Here is a 13,831-nt window from a genome sequence, read left to right on the forward strand (position 1 = left end):
TTGATAGCCATAACCATGAGTTATCCACGTGAGTCCACTCAAGCAACATCAACTGCGGGCCTTGGTCGCCGTGGCGGATCACGGCAGCATCAATGCGGCCGCGCGCGCGCTGTGCGTCACGCAGCCTGCCATCACCAAGGCGCTGCGCGAATTGGAGGCGGAGCAAGGCGTGCCCTTGTTGCTGCGCAACTCCTGGGGCGTGACGCTGACCGATGCCGGACAGACGCTGCTCGGCCATGCGCGTCTGGTGATACGGGAGCTGGAGCGGGCGCAGCAGGAAATGGATAGGCTGCGCTCCGGCCGCGAGAGCAGCCTGCGCATCGGCCTGACCCCGCTGGCCGGTTTCGAGATTTTGCCGCAGTCGTTCGCGGCCTTCCGGCGCGCCATGCCGCAGGTGCGGGTGGATTTCCTGGAGCAGGATGGGAAACAACTGCTTGAGGGCCTGCGCAGCGGGCAGCTGGATTTCGCGCTGGGCGCCTTCTCCACGCCGCCGGACGATCCATTCGTGCGGGTGGAGCGGCTGTGCGAATCCCCATCCGGCTTTGCCGTCCGCGCAGAAAGCCCGTTGCGGCATGCCGCCGCGTTGGCGGAGTTGCGGCAGGCGGAGTGGCTGCATACCGATCAGAGCGGCCAGTACGAAAGCTTTGTGCATGGCATGTTTGCGCGCGAAGGACTGGCGCCGCCGGAGCGAGTGACTTGTTGCACGTCCAATGTCTTACTGTGTGGGCTGCTGATGACGATGGATGCCGTGGTGCCGATGTCCAATCAGGCCTTGCAGGCCACGCTGACGGCGCAGCGTTTTGTAGAGCTGCCGCTTAAGCAGCGGCCGCCGAGGCTGAGCCTGCTGCTCTTGGTGCGGGAGGGCGCGCTGCTGAGCCGGGCCGCGGAATGGTTCATCGCCCGCATTCGCGAGGCGCAAACCGTTTGAATCGGTTTCGGCCATGCCGACTTTGGGTCTTTTTTTGTTCGCATCGCATGCCCTATGCTGAATCGTGAAGTTTCAGGGAGCGCATCATGCCGAAGATATTGGCGGGGTGCCTGCTGGCCTGCGCATGGGCAATCGCCCATGCCGCGCCGGTCACGGTGGCCGCCGCCAGCAATACTGAGCCGGCGCTGAATGAGATCGTCAAAAAATTCACGGCGAAGACTGGCGTAACGGTAAAGGTGGCTTATGGTCCCGCGGTGGCGCTGGCCTCGCAGATTGCCAATGGCGCCGCGTACGAAATCTACATCTCGTCCAGCGAAGAATACACCCATAAGCTGCAGGCGCAGGGGCGCTGTCTGGAAGAGCCGCGCATCTTTGGTTTGGGTTCCCTGGTGCTATGGTCGCTGGCGGCGGATTTTCATGAGAGCGGCTGGCTGGAGTGGCTGCGCCAAGGCAGAGGCAAGATCGCGCTGCCGGATCCCGAGTCCAGCATTTATGGCCAGATGGTTTTATACAGCTTGAATCATTACCAACTAGCGGAACGCCTGCGCCCGCGTTTTGTCAGGGCGCCGGATGTGGCCCATGCCGCCGAAATGGTGGCGTCCGGCAGGGTGGCGGGCGGTTTCGTTTCCAAGTCTCAGGTGCTGGAGCGCTCACGTTTGGGCAAGGGGCATTGGGTAGAGATTCCGCCGGATAGTTACCCGACTATCCGGCAGACGGTGGCGCTGCTGACGCCGGCGGCAGGCCATCCGCAAGCCCGGCAATTGTTCGATTACCTTTTCAGTCCCGAATCGCAGAAAATCTGGCGCGCGTATGGCTATGCCAAACCTTGAGACGCGAATCATGCGCCATGGGGCGGCGCGCATCGATGTCCGCGTCACGCCATGGCTTGCTATGCGTGACGCAAACCACCCCGCCTAAGCGGGGTGGGGGTGTCAGTGATGATCGTGGCGGTAGGCGAAAACCGGCAGCTGCCACTCGCGCCACAGCGCGGTCATGCGCAGCGCCAGGCCGAAGGCGAAGCTGGCGGCGATGTTCCAGTCGTGCGGAACCTCCAGCGCGTTCAATCCCAGGTAGAGGATGGCCACCAAGAGCGACACGCTGGCGTACAGCTCGCGGCGGAACACGATGGGCACGCGATTGCACAGGACATCGCGCAGAATGCCGCCGGCGATGCCGGTGATCATGCCTGCCATGACCACGATGACCGGGTGATAGCGCATGCCTAACGCGACATCGCAGCCGATGATGGTGAACGCCACCAGGCCCAGCGCGTCCAGCACCAGGAATAGCCGGTTCAGATGGCGCATGAAGCGCGCGGCCAGCACGGCCGCGATGCCGCCGGCCACCACCAGCAATACGTACTCCGGGTGTTGCGTCCAGCCTATCGGGTAGCGGCCGAGCACGATGTCGCGCACGGTGCCGCCGCCCAGCGCGGTGAGGAAGGCGATGACGGTGACGCCGAAGATGTCCATGTGGCGGCGGCCCGCAGCCAGCGCGCCGGTCATCGCTTCCGCGGTGATGGCGATCAGATAGATCAGGCTCAGCATGGCAAGCTCCCGCGCGCGACGGCGGCGGATGGGCATGAAAAAGGGAAAAGAATGTCTACTGGCGCGGGCAAAAGCGCGCGGCCGATGGCAGGTGCGGACAAGGCAGTCTCCTGGGTGGATTCCGGGTTGCGGAACAGCCTCTCCCCTTGTCCTTTTACCTGAGAGTTGCATGGCCGGCGGCCACTTGCCCCTTCGGTGGACCGCTCGCGGCGGCCTCTCTCCAATCGGCTTGAATCAATGGTGCACTGCGGTACTGCTTGCCTGAGCGATTATGGGAGTTTGCGTCTTCGGCGGGGGCGGCGCCCCTCTCTCCCGCAGCGCGTCAAATATTAGCTATTGCTGTTTGAATAGTCAATATTCAGAACCTATTGATGATCATTTTTCTGCATGGAGCAATTGCGGCGGAGGGATGGCGGGGAGGGGATGGGAAATCAGTACGAAGCGACGCTAACCAAGCCGCGAAAGGGTTTGAGGTGTGTTGGCGATAAAACCGGAGCGCCTGTCGGCGCTCCGGCGTGGCGCGTCAGGAGTCCTTCTGCTGCTTGGCGGCGGCAGCCGGCTTGACGGTTTTGGCTGCGGCAGGCGCTTGGCCGTTGGCCTTGACTGCGGGCTTGCGGGCTGGCGCAGGCTTGGTCGCCGGTTTGCGCGTGGCGGCGGTCTTGGCCGGCGCCGGCTGGATTTCAGCCTTGGCCGCCGGGACGATGGGTTGGGCCGGAGCCGGCTTGACTGCAACCGTTTCCGTCGCGCGAGGGGCGGCCGACTGAATCACGGCCTTGTCCAGAATGGCCTTGCGGTCTTGTTCGGACAGCCCAAGCACATTGGCCGCCTGCTCCAGCCGTTGTTGTTGCTCCGGCGGAATGTCATGGCGATTCACCAGCAGCAGGTCGCGCACCAGCATCCAGGCCTGGTGGCGGATGTGCTGGTCGGGCAGCAGCGTGCTCAGGCCGTTCAGCGCGCGCTGGTGATCGGCGCGCACCAGGGCGACCTGTTTGCGTACGGTATCCTTCAGCTGCATCAGCGTCAGCGGATATTCGCGCTGCACGCCGCGCATGGTGCGGCGGATGGCGTTGAATGGCCGTTCATCGATGACGCCCATGCCGATGCCGACATAGACCAGCAGCCGGATGAAGCCATCAGCCAGCGTGCCTTGCTCGAAGCTCGGGTCCAGCGCCTCGCGCTTCAGGCGCGCCAGCTCGCGGCTTTCCCAGGTGAGCGCCTGCTTGCGCTCCTCGCCGGCGGGCTGCACGCCGACCAGCGTGGCCAGTTGCGGCGATTCGTAAATCCCGCGGAATAGTTGTTCCTGGGCGGCGTCGCGCAGGTCGCGGTAATGATCCAGCGACTGGACGATGAAGTCAGACATCCGTTCCTGCCACTGCCACAGCGGATTGTCCGTGGAAACCGGGCGCCGTTGTTCGCGCACCTTGGCGGCGAGTCCGGGCAGCCACCACAGCCAGGGGTTCTTCGGCGAGATCAGCGTGCGCTCGAAGCGGGCGGGATGCAGCTCGCGCAGCAGGCGGGCGCTGGCCTCGTTGCTGAAGGCGCGCACCACGGGGGACAGATAGCGGTCGTACACGCCCTGGTTGATTTCGGAGACGCGTTTCACTACTTCGAAAGCCTGTTCGTCTTCGCGGCCGTCATCCAGCGCCAGGATGTCGGATACATCGCGGGCTTCGAAGCGGATGATGTAGCGGCCTTCGATGTATTCCTGGCCCGGAGAGTCCGGCGCGATGTCTTCGATGACGGCCTCGTACAATCCCGGCACCAACACGTCTATCAGGTCCAGCGCGCTGGCGAACTCGCTGTGCTCCTTGTTGGCCACGCCGGATGACACAAAGATGCCCAGGTGGCCCACTTTGTTGTGCAGGCAGTAGACGATGGTCTGCTCGTTGTTGCGGATGTCCTCGACGCTGTCGTACAGGTCGGCGATCCAGTTCAGCGCCTGCTGCGGCGGGGTGATGTTATCGCCCCAGGAGGCGAACACCATGATGGGCGAGCGGATGTTGCGCATGTCCACGCGCATCGTGCCGTCATGGCTGGTGATCTTGCCGTGGACCAAATCGTTGCCGACGAACAGCTTCTGGGTGATCCACTCCATCTCCACCTTGTTCAGCAGATAGTGGCCGCCCCACCAGCGTTCGAAATCGAGATAGCGTTGCGGCTCGGTGTCCACCTTGGAATACAGATTGTACGACTTCTTCCAAAGGGTGTTGGCCGGGTCCAGCTTCTCGAAGTTTTCCACCAGATGGGCGCCGTCGAAATGGCCGTTGCCCAGGTCGCCGGCCAGCGAGGCGCTCCAGGTGCCGCCGTTCAGGCCGCCGGCGTAACGCATGGGGTTCTTACCGCGCACGCCGGCCCAGTAGGACAGCGGCGAGCCGGCCAGCAGGATCGGGCCGACCAGGTCCGGCGCCACCGAAGCCAACATGGCCAGCGCCCAGCCGCCCTGGCAGTTGCCGATGACGAAGGGCTTGCCGTCGCTGTCCGGGTGCAGTTCGTTGACGCGCTTGAGGAAATGGCCTTCGGCCTTGGCCACGCTTTCTATGGTCTGGCCCGGCACGGGCTGAGGGAAGAACATTACGAAGTAGCAGGGATGTCCCTGCTGCAGCGCGATGCCGATTTCGCTGTCCATCTTGAAGCCGCCAATGCCGGGGCCGTGGCCGGCGCGCGGGTCGATGACCACGAAGGGGCGCTTGGCCGGATCGGTGGCCGGGCTGCCCTCCGGCGGCTTGATCGCCGCCAGCGCGTAGTTGGCCGGATCGGGCAGCTCGCGCGCGTCCATGATGATGGTGTAGTCGAACACCAGCACCGGCGGCTTGCCGCTTTCACAGTGTTCCAGATAGGTGGCGCCGCGCTGATACAGCGTGTCCCAGTACAGAACGCCGCGCTGGCAGGCGTCCAGCCAGTAATCAAACAACGGTTGGGCAAACGGGATTTTCCCGTCTCGAACTGCAGTAGTTGACCACATTGCAACCCCTTGCGTTTTGATGAGTGAAAACGGTGTGCGGCCAAGGCAACGGCCTTGGCTGCCACTGTACTCGTTATCTGCTGCAATGCAATAAATGCGAATGGTCTTGAGCCGATGTGTGGCGCGCAGCCATCAGCTTGTTGCACTGCAACTATCGTTTCGAGTGGCAGACGGCGGCAGAGTTTCCAGCGATTTGACCATCACCACGCTGCGATAGGCTTTGTCCGGCCATTGCAGCGGGGCTTCCACGCGGTAGCCGCGGCGCTGGTAGCGGCTGACGAGGTGGATAGCGTCGCGCGCGGTGTCCAACCTGATGGCGGCGCAGCCCTGGGCGCGCGCCCAGTTTTCCGCCGCTTCCAAAAGTTGCTCGCCCAGGCCGTGGCCCTGCCATTCCGGCGCGACGGCCAGTTGCGCCAGCACCGCGCCGTCGGTTGCTCGGAATTGCAGGCAAGGGGATGCGAGCCGCGCGCGATGCACCGTGACGGTGCCGGCCAGCTGGTTTTGGTGCCAGGCCAGCAGGCAGTGGCCTCCCTGGATGCGGCGGCGGGTTACGTCCGCGCTTTGATCCACCGCTGTGTAGCGCAGCCCCATCGCGGCCAATTGGGCGTAGGCGCGGTGCAGCAGATCGGTCAATTGTTCTATCGAATCGGTTTCGGTTAAGGGGCGCAGCGTGAACATGGGAAGGTTTTTTCGAGGGGTGACGCCATTGTTAAAAGCAAATGTCATGCCTGGTGAAGATGGGGCCGTCCCCAATCGCCTGCCATTTCCTCGCTGATCAACTCTTCCCCGATGAAGTCCAGAAAGGCGCGGACGGCCGGCGACAAGCCGCGGCGGGTAGGGAAAGCCGCATGCAGGATGCCCCAGGGAAAATCGAATTGCGGCAGGATGCGGCTAAGCCGTCCATCGGCCAGCGCTTGGTGGCAGACATTGGTGGGCAGCGCGGCGATGCCGATGCCGGCGATGGCGGCCTGCAGCAGCACGATCATGTCGTCGGTCATCAAGCGTGGCGCGTCGATGTGAATGGTGTAGGTCTGGCCGACATTGTCCAGCAGCACCCACTGGCCGCGGCCGTCCGGCCGGCTCATCGTCAGCGCCGGCAGCGCGGCCAGCCGCTCCGGCGCTTGCGGTTCGTCGTGCTTTTCGAGGAAGGCGGGGCTGGCCACCAGGATGACCCGGCTCTTGCCCAAGGTGCGCACGACCAGGCTGGCGCTGTCTTCGATGACATTGCGGACTCGCAGCGCCACGTCCACGCCTTCCTCAATCAGGTCCACCCTGCGGTTGGTGGCCTCCAGCGCCACCCGCACCTGCGGGTGGCGCGCCAGGAAGCGCGGCAGCGCCGCGCTGAGCATGGTCTTGGCCAGCAGTTCCGGGCAACTGACCCGTATCAGGCCGCGCGGTTCGGCGCTGCTTTGCAGAATGGTCTCATCGGCGGCCTCGGCTTCGGCCAGCATGGCCTGGCAGTGTTGATAATACTGGCTGCCGATTTCCGTCAGCGACAGTCGGCGCGTAGTCCGTTGCAGCAGGCGCACGGCCAGGCGGCTTTCCAGTTCCGCCACCCGCCGCGACAGCGTGGATTTGGGAATGCCCAGCACCCGGGAGGCCGCCATGAAGCCGCCGTGCTCCACCACTTTGGCGAAGTACATCAGATCGTTCAGGTCTCGCATTATTGTCTCGCTGGTGGAACAATGTTTCCGATTTTAGCAGTCTAGTTCCGATTGTTGCTCGCGCTTATCATGCACACATCTCCACTGCACCGCGAAAGACCCGAACATGAAACTGCTGCATCTCGATTCCAGCATCCTGGCCGACAACTCGGTTACCCGCGAATTGTCCGCCGTAGTGGCCAATACGCTGCGTCAGCGTCACGCCAATGTCGAAACCATCTACCGCGATCTGGCGGCCAATCCGATCGCTCACTTGTCCGGCGAAATCGTCGGCGCGCGTTTCGTGCCGGAGACGGACTGGACGCCGCTGCAGCGCAGCGAGGCTGCCTTGACCGATCAACTGATCGAGGAGCTCGTCGCCGCCGATGTGCTGGTGATCGGCGCGCCGATGTATAACTTCTCCATCCCGACTCAGTTGAAGAGCTGGATCGACCGCGTAGCCGCAGCCGGCCGCACCTTCAAGTACACGGAGAACGGCGTGGTGGGCCTGGTGCCCAACAAGAAGGTGATTGTGGTGTCCGCCCGCGGCGGCGTGCACAGCGGAGAGCAGGGCAGTCTGATGGACTTCCAGGAAGATTATCTGCTGAAGGTATTGGGTTTCCTGGGCGTGAGCGACGTGGAAATCATCCGCGCCGAGGCCATAGGCATGGGGCCGGACAAGCGCGCCACGTCGATCCACCTGGCGAAGGAAGCCATCGCCAAGCTGGCGCTGTAACAAGCAATGCAAACCAGGCCCGGCGCATTGCAGCCGGGCCTGACTGCGTCTGGAGAGCGTTAATCCAACGGCAGCTTCAGCGCCTGATCCACGCTGGGTTCGGTCAGATAACGCCGCATGATGGCGCGCAAGGTGCCGTCGCGGTACATCTTGCGCAGCTCGTCCTGCCACAGCGCGGCGGCTTGCTGGCTGAAACGCGCCTTGCTCAGCACGATGCTGCCCGCGGTGATTTCGCTGTCCGGGAAAAAGTCGTGCACCGTCACCTGCTGGGCGGCCTGATGGCTTTGCAGCCAAGGATCGAAGCTGATGGGATGGCCGAAAGAGGCCGTCACCACCCCGCTGCAGACCATTTTATACAGATCGTCCTCGTTGGCGGCGATGACAATCTTATGCTGTTGCGCCAATTCATCCAGAAACTTGTCTTCGGCCGGACTGTGGCGGTAACCGCGCACCATGCCCCAGCGCAGGTCAGGCAGCTTGAGCAGCGCATCCAGCGTGGAGACGTTCACGCCGCGGTGCAGCAGCACCAGATTCTTGCTGTGATGGTAGACCGCCATCCACAAATAGCGTTGCCGCTCCGGCGTCACGGTGGTGGAGGTGCCGATGTCGGCCTGGCCGATCTCCAGCAGCTTCAATACGCGCAGCCGCGGATAGTCGCCTTCGCTCTGGATGGGGCAATTCAGCCGGCGGGACAGTTCGTGAAGAATGTCCGGATCGTAACCCTTGCCCAAGTGATAAGCGACGCCGAAGTTGTAATAGGCGACGGTCAGCGGACCGCTGGGGCAGGCGGGGTTGGGAGTCGATTGAGCGGTAGCCAGCCAAAGCGAAAGCGCGCAGCCTGCAAGCAGTTTCATCGATTACTCCGTGTAGACGAGATGACATTGCCGTTCTGTTCAGTCTAGCGGCAACTGCATCATTTGCTTGGCGGCCCCTTCGCTGAGATAGCGCCGCAGGATGTTGAGCAGGCTGTCATCCTGATACATTTTCTTTAGCTCCAAATGCCAACGCTCGGCCGCCTCTTGCGGAAACCTTGCCTTGCTCAGGGCCAGGCCGCTGGCGATGGTTTCTCCGGACGGAAACAAATCCACCACGAGGATGCGTTTGGCGACCTGAGGGTCGTGCAGCCAATGCCCATAGCTGGTGGGCAGCGAGAACGCGGCGGTCACGATGCCGTCGTCTAGCATGCGGAACAGGTCGTCCTCGTCATTCGCCATCACCAGTTTGTTTTCCGCCTTCATCTGCGCCAGCAATTGATCCTGCTGCGCGCTGTGCCGGTAGCCGCGTATGGCGCCCCAGCGCAAGGCCGGGTCCCGCAATAGCTCCGCTAGCGTGCGCGCATGGATGGACCGATGCAGCAGCACCATGTTTCGGGTGTGGTTGTAAGGGAAGATCCAGGCGTAGACCAGTCGATCCGGCGTGGCCAAGGTGGAAGTGCCAAGGTCGATCTGGCCGCTTTCCAGCATCTTCAGCGCGCGCAGCCGCGGCAGCTCCGTTTCGCTGGCTATCGGGCAGTGCAGCCGCCGGGCCAGCTCGCGCACCATGTCCACGTCGTAGCCGTTGCCGTCGCGATAGGCGACGCCGAACTTGTAGAACCCCACGCGTAGCGGGCCATTGGGGCAGGCCGGATTGGGCGCCGCGTGGCTGGGGAGGGCCAGCAGGCACGAGGCCAGCCACGCCAAGGCAAGATACGAACGAATGCGATTCAGCGAGGCGATGGCGTGCATGAGTCCCGAACCCGTGCGGCGACCTGCTCCGTGCCCATGGGTTGGAGGCACGGCGATGCCGCGTTGTTATTCCTCGCTGATTATAGTCAAGCCGATTACGCTGTCGCGCGATAAGCCGCGGCTGCGGCGTAGCGCCTGGATTGCCGCTCCACCCATTGTTCCGTCGCCTGGGCTGCCGCTAGCAAGGCCTTGTCGCCGCGTTTGAGCGATTCCAGCTGCAAGATGGATACATCGCTCAGTCCTATGGTGGCCAGCGCGCAGCGCAGATACGGCGTCAAAAAGTCGGGCTGCCAATCGGGCTTGGACTGCATCGGCCCGCCGCTGGCCACGATGACGAAAACCGGCCGGTTGTTCAGCAGGCCGTTTTTGCCATCCGGCCCGCCGCGGAAGGTCCGGTCGGGGCGCATCACCAGGTCCAGCCAGACTTTCAGCGCGGCCGGCACGGTAAAATTGTGCATGGGCGTGGACAGGATCAAGCAGTCGCAGGCCTCCAGTTCGGCAATCAACTGTTCTGATAGCACGAGCGCCTGCCGTTGCGCATGGTGGCGCGCGTCTTCGCGCATCAGACTGGCTTCGACAAACTCCCGGTTGATGGCATGGGGCGGCAGCAAAGAGATATCTCGCTCGATAAGGGTGGGCGAGCTGGTCTGCGCCAGCCGCGCTGCCAGCAGCTTGCCGGCCTGGAGGCTATGAGAGCCTGCGCCATTGGGGCTGGCGTTGACGTGCAGAATGCTTGGCATGTTCAGTCCTCGCTCAGTGGCTGCATAAAGCGCAAGGCGGTGGCGACCAAGCCCTGGCGATAATAAAAGCGATGGCCCAGGGTGTTGGACATCGGTGTGTCCAGCAACAGCTTGGCGCAACCATGGCTGCGGGCCAGCTGTTTCAAATGGTTCATCAGGGTTTCGCCCAGGCGCTGGCCGCGGCAGCGCTCATCGGTGACGAGGTCGTCCACATACATGTGCCGGCCGTGCACCAGGTTTTCCATGGGACGCCAGCCGGCCAGGGCGGCTAGTTCGCCGTCGCGGTACAGCCCAAGCAGCCGGTAGCCTTGACGGGCCTGGCGCTGCCAGCTCGCGACCAACTCATCGGCATCCATCAGGTGGGGACGGAATTGGCGCATCAGCGCAAAGCTGGCGCGGACTGTTTCTGCGGTATCGATGTCGCGGATTTCAAGACGCATGGCTGGTGTCCTGTCGGTATCGTGGTTAATATCAGAGTTCTTACATCATGCAACATATCAGAGCTTTGATATTATGATCAAGTCATCAGGGACCGCATTGCCGGAGCCGGGCGAGGGCAAGCGCGGCGAAGGCGGACATATAGGCTATCTATTGCGCCAGGCCGCTGCGGGCCAACATTTGCGGATGGAGCGCGCATTGGCGGATTTGGGCGTGACGCCGCCGCAGTTCGTGGTGTTGACGATGCTGGCGGCCTATCCCGGACATTCCAACGCCGATTTGGCGCGGCTGGCCTTGCTGACGCCGCAAACCGTCAGCGTCATCGTGGCGAATCTGAAAAAAGCCAGCCTGGTGGAGGCCAGGCCGCATGCCAGCCATGGCCGCATCGTGCAATTGCAGTTGAGCGCCAAGGGGGAGGATTTGCTGACGCAAAGCAAGGCGCGGGTGCGTGAGCTGGAAGCGCGCATGCTGGAAGGATTGTCGGCAGTGGAGGAGCGGACGATACGCCGTTGGCTGGCGAGGCAGGCTGCCGGCCAGGACTGAGCCTGGCCGGCGAGCCGCTTACAGCTTGATCAGGGTGCTCTTCAGTTCGGTGTATTTTTCCAGCGCATGCAGCGATTTGTCGCGGCCGTTGCCGGATTGCTTGTAGCCGCCGAACGGGAAGTTCATGTCGCCGCCCTCGTCATAGCAGTTGACCCAAACCGTGCCGGCGCGCAGGCGGCGCGCCACTTGGTGGGCGGTGCTGACGTCGGCAGTCCATACCGCGGCTCCCAGGCCGTATTCGGTGTCGTTGGCGATGCGGATGGCTTCCTCGACATCATCGAAGGTGATGACCGACAGCACCGGGCCGAAGATTTCCTCGCGGCAGATGGTCAGGCTTTCGCTTGGGCAGTCGAAGGCCGTTGGCTCGATGAACAGGCCCTTGTCGGCGTGGGCGGCCTTGCCGCCCAGCAACAGGCTGGCGCCTTCGCTCAAACCTTTGTCGATATAGCTCAGCACCTTGCGGTACTGGATATCGTCGACGATGGCGCCCATCGAAGTGGCCGGGTCCAGCGGATCGGCCGGATAGTAGCCGGCGGCGGCCTTTTTGAACTCCTCCAGAAAGCGCGCCTTGATGTCGCGATGCACCAGCACGCGGGAGCCGGCGGTGCACATCTCGCCCATGTTGTAGTAGATGGCGCCGGCCGCCGCGCGCGCGGCGCGGGGCAGGTCCGGACAATCCGGCAGGATGATGTTGGGCGACTTGCCGCCCAGCTCCAGCCAGGCGCGTTTCAGATTCGATTGCGCGGCGTAGCCGGCGATCAATTTGCCGACAGCGGTGGAGCCGGTGAAGGCCACGCAGTCCACGTCCATGTGCAGCGCCAGCAGGCGGCCGACATCGCCGGCGCCGGGCAGCACCTGGAAGATGCCGTCCGGGATGCCGGCTTGTTTGGCCAGACCCGCGACGCGGATGGCGGTCAGCGGCGATTTTTCCGATGGCTTGACGATGACGGCGTTGCCGGCGGCCAGCGCTGGGCCGAACTTCCAGCTGGCCATCAGAATCGGGAAATTCCACGGCACAATGGCTGCCACTACGCCGATGGGTTCGCGCGTCACCAGACCCAGCAGCTTGGGATCGACCGGCGCCACTTCGCCGCCGATCTTGTCTATCGCCTCGGCGAACCACTCCACGCAATAGGCCGCGCCAGGCACATCCACCGTGGTGGTGTCGCCGATGGGTTTGCCGGCGTCCAGGGTTTCCAGCAGCGCCAATTCGTCGGCATGTTGGCGGATCAGCGCGGCGAAGCGTTTCAGAATGCCGCCGCGCTGGCGCGGCGCCAGGCCGGACCAGGCGTCGGAGTCGAAGGCGCGGCGCGCCGCCTTGACCGCGGCCTCCACCTCGGCTTCGCCGCAATGGCTGATATCGGCCAGCTTGGCGCCGGTGGCGGGGTTGACGCAAGCGAAGCGTTTGCCGTCTGCGGCCTCGCGGTAGGCGCCGTCAATGAAGGCGCGTCCTTCTATTTGCAGTTCTGCAGCAAGTTGTTTCCAGTCGGCATGTGTACTGCGGGACATGGGTTTCTCCTCTTGTGTGGTGCTGCTTTGCGGTTGTGGTGCGAATTCAGGCGGAAATCGGGCTGCAAAGTTCGATCAGCGTGCCGTCGGGGCTGCGCAGGTAGGACACGGTCTGGCCCCATGGTTTCTGGGTTGGCGCCGCCAGTTCCACCGCCCCGCATGCCAGCGCGCGCTGATGCGCGGCCTCCACTTGTTCGGTGACCAGGCCGATTTCCATGCCCAAAGGCTGGACGGTGTCGCTGGCGCGCACGTGGCCGGCGGGAAGGTTCATGGCCGCTAGTTCGTGGCTGGCGAAGGAAAGGGTGGTGTCGCCGGTGTCCAGCTCGCCATACGCGCCGGATTCATGCAGGAATTTCTGTTTCAGGCCGAATGCCTGGTCGAAGAAGCGCAGCGAGGCCGCGACATCTGGAACGTAAACAATGGTGTAACCCAGCTTCATGGACTTCTCCATATGCTTGCTGCGAATCAGAAGGTTGGCGGCGAACTGGCGCTTACCACTTCGCAGATGTCGTCGCCGACGTTGCGGAAACGGTGCGGCAGCTTGCTGTCGAAGTAATAGGCATCGCCCGGCCCCAGTACCCGGCTGTCTGCGCCTACGGTGACTTCTATGCTGCCGCGGATGACGACGCCGCCTTCCTGGCCTTCATGCGTCAGCATGTCCGGGCCGGTATCGGCGCCGGGGACGTAACGCTCGCGCAGAATGGCGATGTCGCGCTTGTCATGGGCGGTGCCGACCAGCATCAGATTGATGTCCTCGTTGCCGAGATTGGGCAGCTCATCCGCTTGGTAAAACACGCGCGGCTGGGCGGGTTCGGCGTCGAAGGTGAAGAATTCCGCCAGTGTGATGGGCAAGCCTTCCAGTACTTTTTTCAGGGAGCTGACGGACGGACTGACCCGGTTTTGCTCGATCAGCGAGATGGTGCCGTTGGTGACGCCGGCTCGTTTGGCCAGCTCTCTTTGCGACAAGCCGAACCTTGTCCTGACCATTCTCAAGCGCGCGCCGACATCCATTCTTCCTGCTCCATCAGTATGTTAATAATTTTAGACATTATGCGGCATTG

15 protein-coding genes and 2 riboswitches are annotated in these 13,831 nt (G+C 63.2%); of the genes, 4 read left to right on the forward strand and 11 right to left on the reverse strand.

Annotated features, from left to right (window positions below; translation table 11 throughout):
- Positions 1-28: 28 nt before the first annotated feature.
- Both QUG01_RS00825 and modA read left to right on the forward strand, forming a co-directional pair.
- Positions 29-928: a LysR family transcriptional regulator gene (locus QUG01_RS00825; protein ID WP_500828456.1), complete on the forward strand. Its 900-nt coding sequence runs from the start codon at positions 29-31 to the stop codon at positions 926-928.
- Between the two features lie 86 nt (positions 929-1,014).
- The gene (modA, locus tag QUG01_RS00830; protein WP_500828457.1) at positions 1,015-1,758 is read left to right on the forward strand and encodes a molybdate ABC transporter substrate-binding protein; all 744 of its coding nucleotides are present in this window, start codon (positions 1,015-1,017) and stop codon (positions 1,756-1,758) included.
- Positions 1,759-1,860: 102 nt separating this feature from the next.
- Here modA and QUG01_RS00835 read toward each other — a convergent pair whose 3' ends face one another.
- From QUG01_RS00835 to QUG01_RS00850, 4 genes are all read right to left on the reverse strand, one after another.
- Entirely contained in the window at positions 1,861-2,475 is a 615-nt protein-coding gene (locus QUG01_RS00835; protein WP_500828458.1) for a trimeric intracellular cation channel family protein, read from the reverse strand.
- 136 nt (positions 2,476-2,611) lie between these two features.
- Positions 2,612-2,709: riboswitch (glycine riboswitch) on the reverse strand.
- 4 nt (positions 2,710-2,713) lie between these two features.
- A riboswitch (glycine riboswitch) is annotated at positions 2,714-2,800 on the reverse strand.
- A gap of 198 nt (positions 2,801-2,998) precedes the next feature.
- Positions 2,999-5,437 (reverse strand): DUF3141 domain-containing protein, encoded by a 2,439-nt coding sequence (locus QUG01_RS00840; RefSeq protein WP_500828459.1) that lies wholly within the window; start codon positions 5,435-5,437, stop codon positions 2,999-3,001.
- A gap of 132 nt (positions 5,438-5,569) precedes the next feature.
- Positions 5,570-6,115, reverse strand: coding sequence for a GNAT family N-acetyltransferase (locus QUG01_RS00845; protein WP_500828460.1), 546 nt, complete (start codon positions 6,113-6,115; stop codon positions 5,570-5,572).
- 44 nt (positions 6,116-6,159) lie between these two features.
- Positions 6,160-7,101 (reverse strand): LysR substrate-binding domain-containing protein, encoded by a 942-nt coding sequence (locus QUG01_RS00850; protein ID WP_500828461.1) that lies wholly within the window; start codon positions 7,099-7,101, stop codon positions 6,160-6,162.
- A gap of 106 nt (positions 7,102-7,207) precedes the next feature.
- Between QUG01_RS00850 and QUG01_RS00855 the strand changes: the two genes are divergently transcribed.
- Positions 7,208-7,816: an FMN-dependent NADH-azoreductase gene (locus QUG01_RS00855; RefSeq protein ID WP_500828462.1), complete on the forward strand. Its 609-nt coding sequence runs from the start codon at positions 7,208-7,210 to the stop codon at positions 7,814-7,816.
- Between the two features lie 59 nt (positions 7,817-7,875).
- Here the strand turns inward: QUG01_RS00855 and QUG01_RS00860 are convergent, their stop codons facing one another.
- The 4 genes from QUG01_RS00860 to QUG01_RS00875 form a co-directional block, all read right to left on the reverse strand.
- Complete coding sequence (locus QUG01_RS00860) at positions 7,876-8,670, reverse strand: substrate-binding periplasmic protein (RefSeq protein WP_500828463.1); 795 nt, start codon at positions 8,668-8,670, stop codon at positions 7,876-7,878.
- Positions 8,671-8,709: 39 nt separating this feature from the next.
- Positions 8,710-9,540 (reverse strand): substrate-binding periplasmic protein, encoded by an 831-nt coding sequence (locus tag QUG01_RS00865; protein WP_307912187.1) that lies wholly within the window; start codon positions 9,538-9,540, stop codon positions 8,710-8,712.
- A 95-nt stretch (positions 9,541-9,635) separates the two neighbouring features.
- Complete coding sequence (locus QUG01_RS00870) at positions 9,636-10,280, reverse strand: FMN-dependent NADH-azoreductase (RefSeq protein WP_500828464.1); 645 nt, start codon at positions 10,278-10,280, stop codon at positions 9,636-9,638.
- Positions 10,281-10,282: 2 nt separating this feature from the next.
- Positions 10,283-10,720: a GNAT family N-acetyltransferase gene (locus QUG01_RS00875; protein ID WP_500828465.1), complete on the reverse strand. Its 438-nt coding sequence runs from the start codon at positions 10,718-10,720 to the stop codon at positions 10,283-10,285.
- A gap of 73 nt (positions 10,721-10,793) precedes the next feature.
- On the opposite strand from QUG01_RS00875, the gene QUG01_RS00880 reads away from it, so the two are divergent.
- Complete coding sequence (locus QUG01_RS00880; RefSeq protein ID WP_500828466.1) at positions 10,794-11,261, forward strand: MarR family winged helix-turn-helix transcriptional regulator; 468 nt, start codon at positions 10,794-10,796, stop codon at positions 11,259-11,261.
- An 18-nt stretch (positions 11,262-11,279) separates the two neighbouring features.
- Here QUG01_RS00880 and QUG01_RS00885 read toward each other — a convergent pair whose 3' ends face one another.
- From QUG01_RS00885 to QUG01_RS00895, 3 genes are read right to left on the reverse strand one after another with little or no spacing between them, the layout of a single operon-like run.
- Complete coding sequence (locus QUG01_RS00885; RefSeq protein ID WP_500828467.1) at positions 11,280-12,770, reverse strand: aldehyde dehydrogenase; 1,491 nt, start codon at positions 12,768-12,770, stop codon at positions 11,280-11,282.
- A 46-nt stretch (positions 12,771-12,816) separates the two neighbouring features.
- Complete coding sequence (locus QUG01_RS00890) at positions 12,817-13,209, reverse strand: VOC family protein (protein WP_500828468.1); 393 nt, start codon at positions 13,207-13,209, stop codon at positions 12,817-12,819.
- Between the two features lie 26 nt (positions 13,210-13,235).
- Positions 13,236-13,781, reverse strand: coding sequence for a cupin domain-containing protein (locus QUG01_RS00895; protein WP_071108498.1), 546 nt, complete (start codon positions 13,779-13,781; stop codon positions 13,236-13,238).
- Positions 13,782-13,831 lie beyond the last annotated feature (50 nt).

The organism is Chromobacterium sp. CCUG 76385 (assembly GCF_059916625.1).

Excerpts from the sequence above, each read along its gene's own strand:
- modA (WP_500828457.1), top strand. The coding sequence starts at position 1,015 with ATGCCGAAGATATTGGCGGGGTGCCTGCTGGCCTGCGCATGGGCAATC.
- QUG01_RS00835 (WP_500828458.1), bottom strand. The coding sequence starts at position 2,475 with ATGCTGAGCCTGATCTATCTGATCGCCATCACCGCGGAAGCGATGACC.
- QUG01_RS00840 (WP_500828459.1), bottom strand. The coding sequence starts at position 5,437 with ATGTGGTCAACTACTGCAGTTCGAGACGGGAAAATCCCGTTTGCCCAA.
- QUG01_RS00845 (WP_500828460.1), bottom strand. The coding sequence starts at position 6,115 with ATGTTCACGCTGCGCCCCTTAACCGAAACCGATTCGATAGAACAATTG.
- QUG01_RS00850 (WP_500828461.1), bottom strand. The coding sequence starts at position 7,101 with ATGCGAGACCTGAACGATCTGATGTACTTCGCCAAAGTGGTGGAGCAC.
- QUG01_RS00855 (WP_500828462.1), top strand. The coding sequence starts at position 7,208 with ATGAAACTGCTGCATCTCGATTCCAGCATCCTGGCCGACAACTCGGTT.
- QUG01_RS00860 (WP_500828463.1), bottom strand. The coding sequence starts at position 8,670 with ATGAAACTGCTTGCAGGCTGCGCGCTTTCGCTTTGGCTGGCTACCGCT.
- QUG01_RS00865 (WP_307912187.1), bottom strand. The coding sequence starts at position 9,540 with ATGCACGCCATCGCCTCGCTGAATCGCATTCGTTCGTATCTTGCCTTG.
- QUG01_RS00870 (WP_500828464.1), bottom strand. The coding sequence starts at position 10,280 with ATGCCAAGCATTCTGCACGTCAACGCCAGCCCCAATGGCGCAGGCTCT.
- QUG01_RS00875 (WP_500828465.1), bottom strand. The coding sequence starts at position 10,720 with ATGCGTCTTGAAATCCGCGACATCGATACCGCAGAAACAGTCCGCGCC.
- QUG01_RS00880 (WP_500828466.1), top strand. The coding sequence starts at position 10,794 with ATGATCAAGTCATCAGGGACCGCATTGCCGGAGCCGGGCGAGGGCAAG.
- QUG01_RS00885 (WP_500828467.1), bottom strand. The coding sequence starts at position 12,770 with ATGTCCCGCAGTACACATGCCGACTGGAAACAACTTGCTGCAGAACTG.
- QUG01_RS00890 (WP_500828468.1), bottom strand. The coding sequence starts at position 13,209 with ATGAAGCTGGGTTACACCATTGTTTACGTTCCAGATGTCGCGGCCTCG.
- QUG01_RS00895 (WP_071108498.1), bottom strand. The coding sequence starts at position 13,781 with ATGGATGTCGGCGCGCGCTTGAGAATGGTCAGGACAAGGTTCGGCTTG.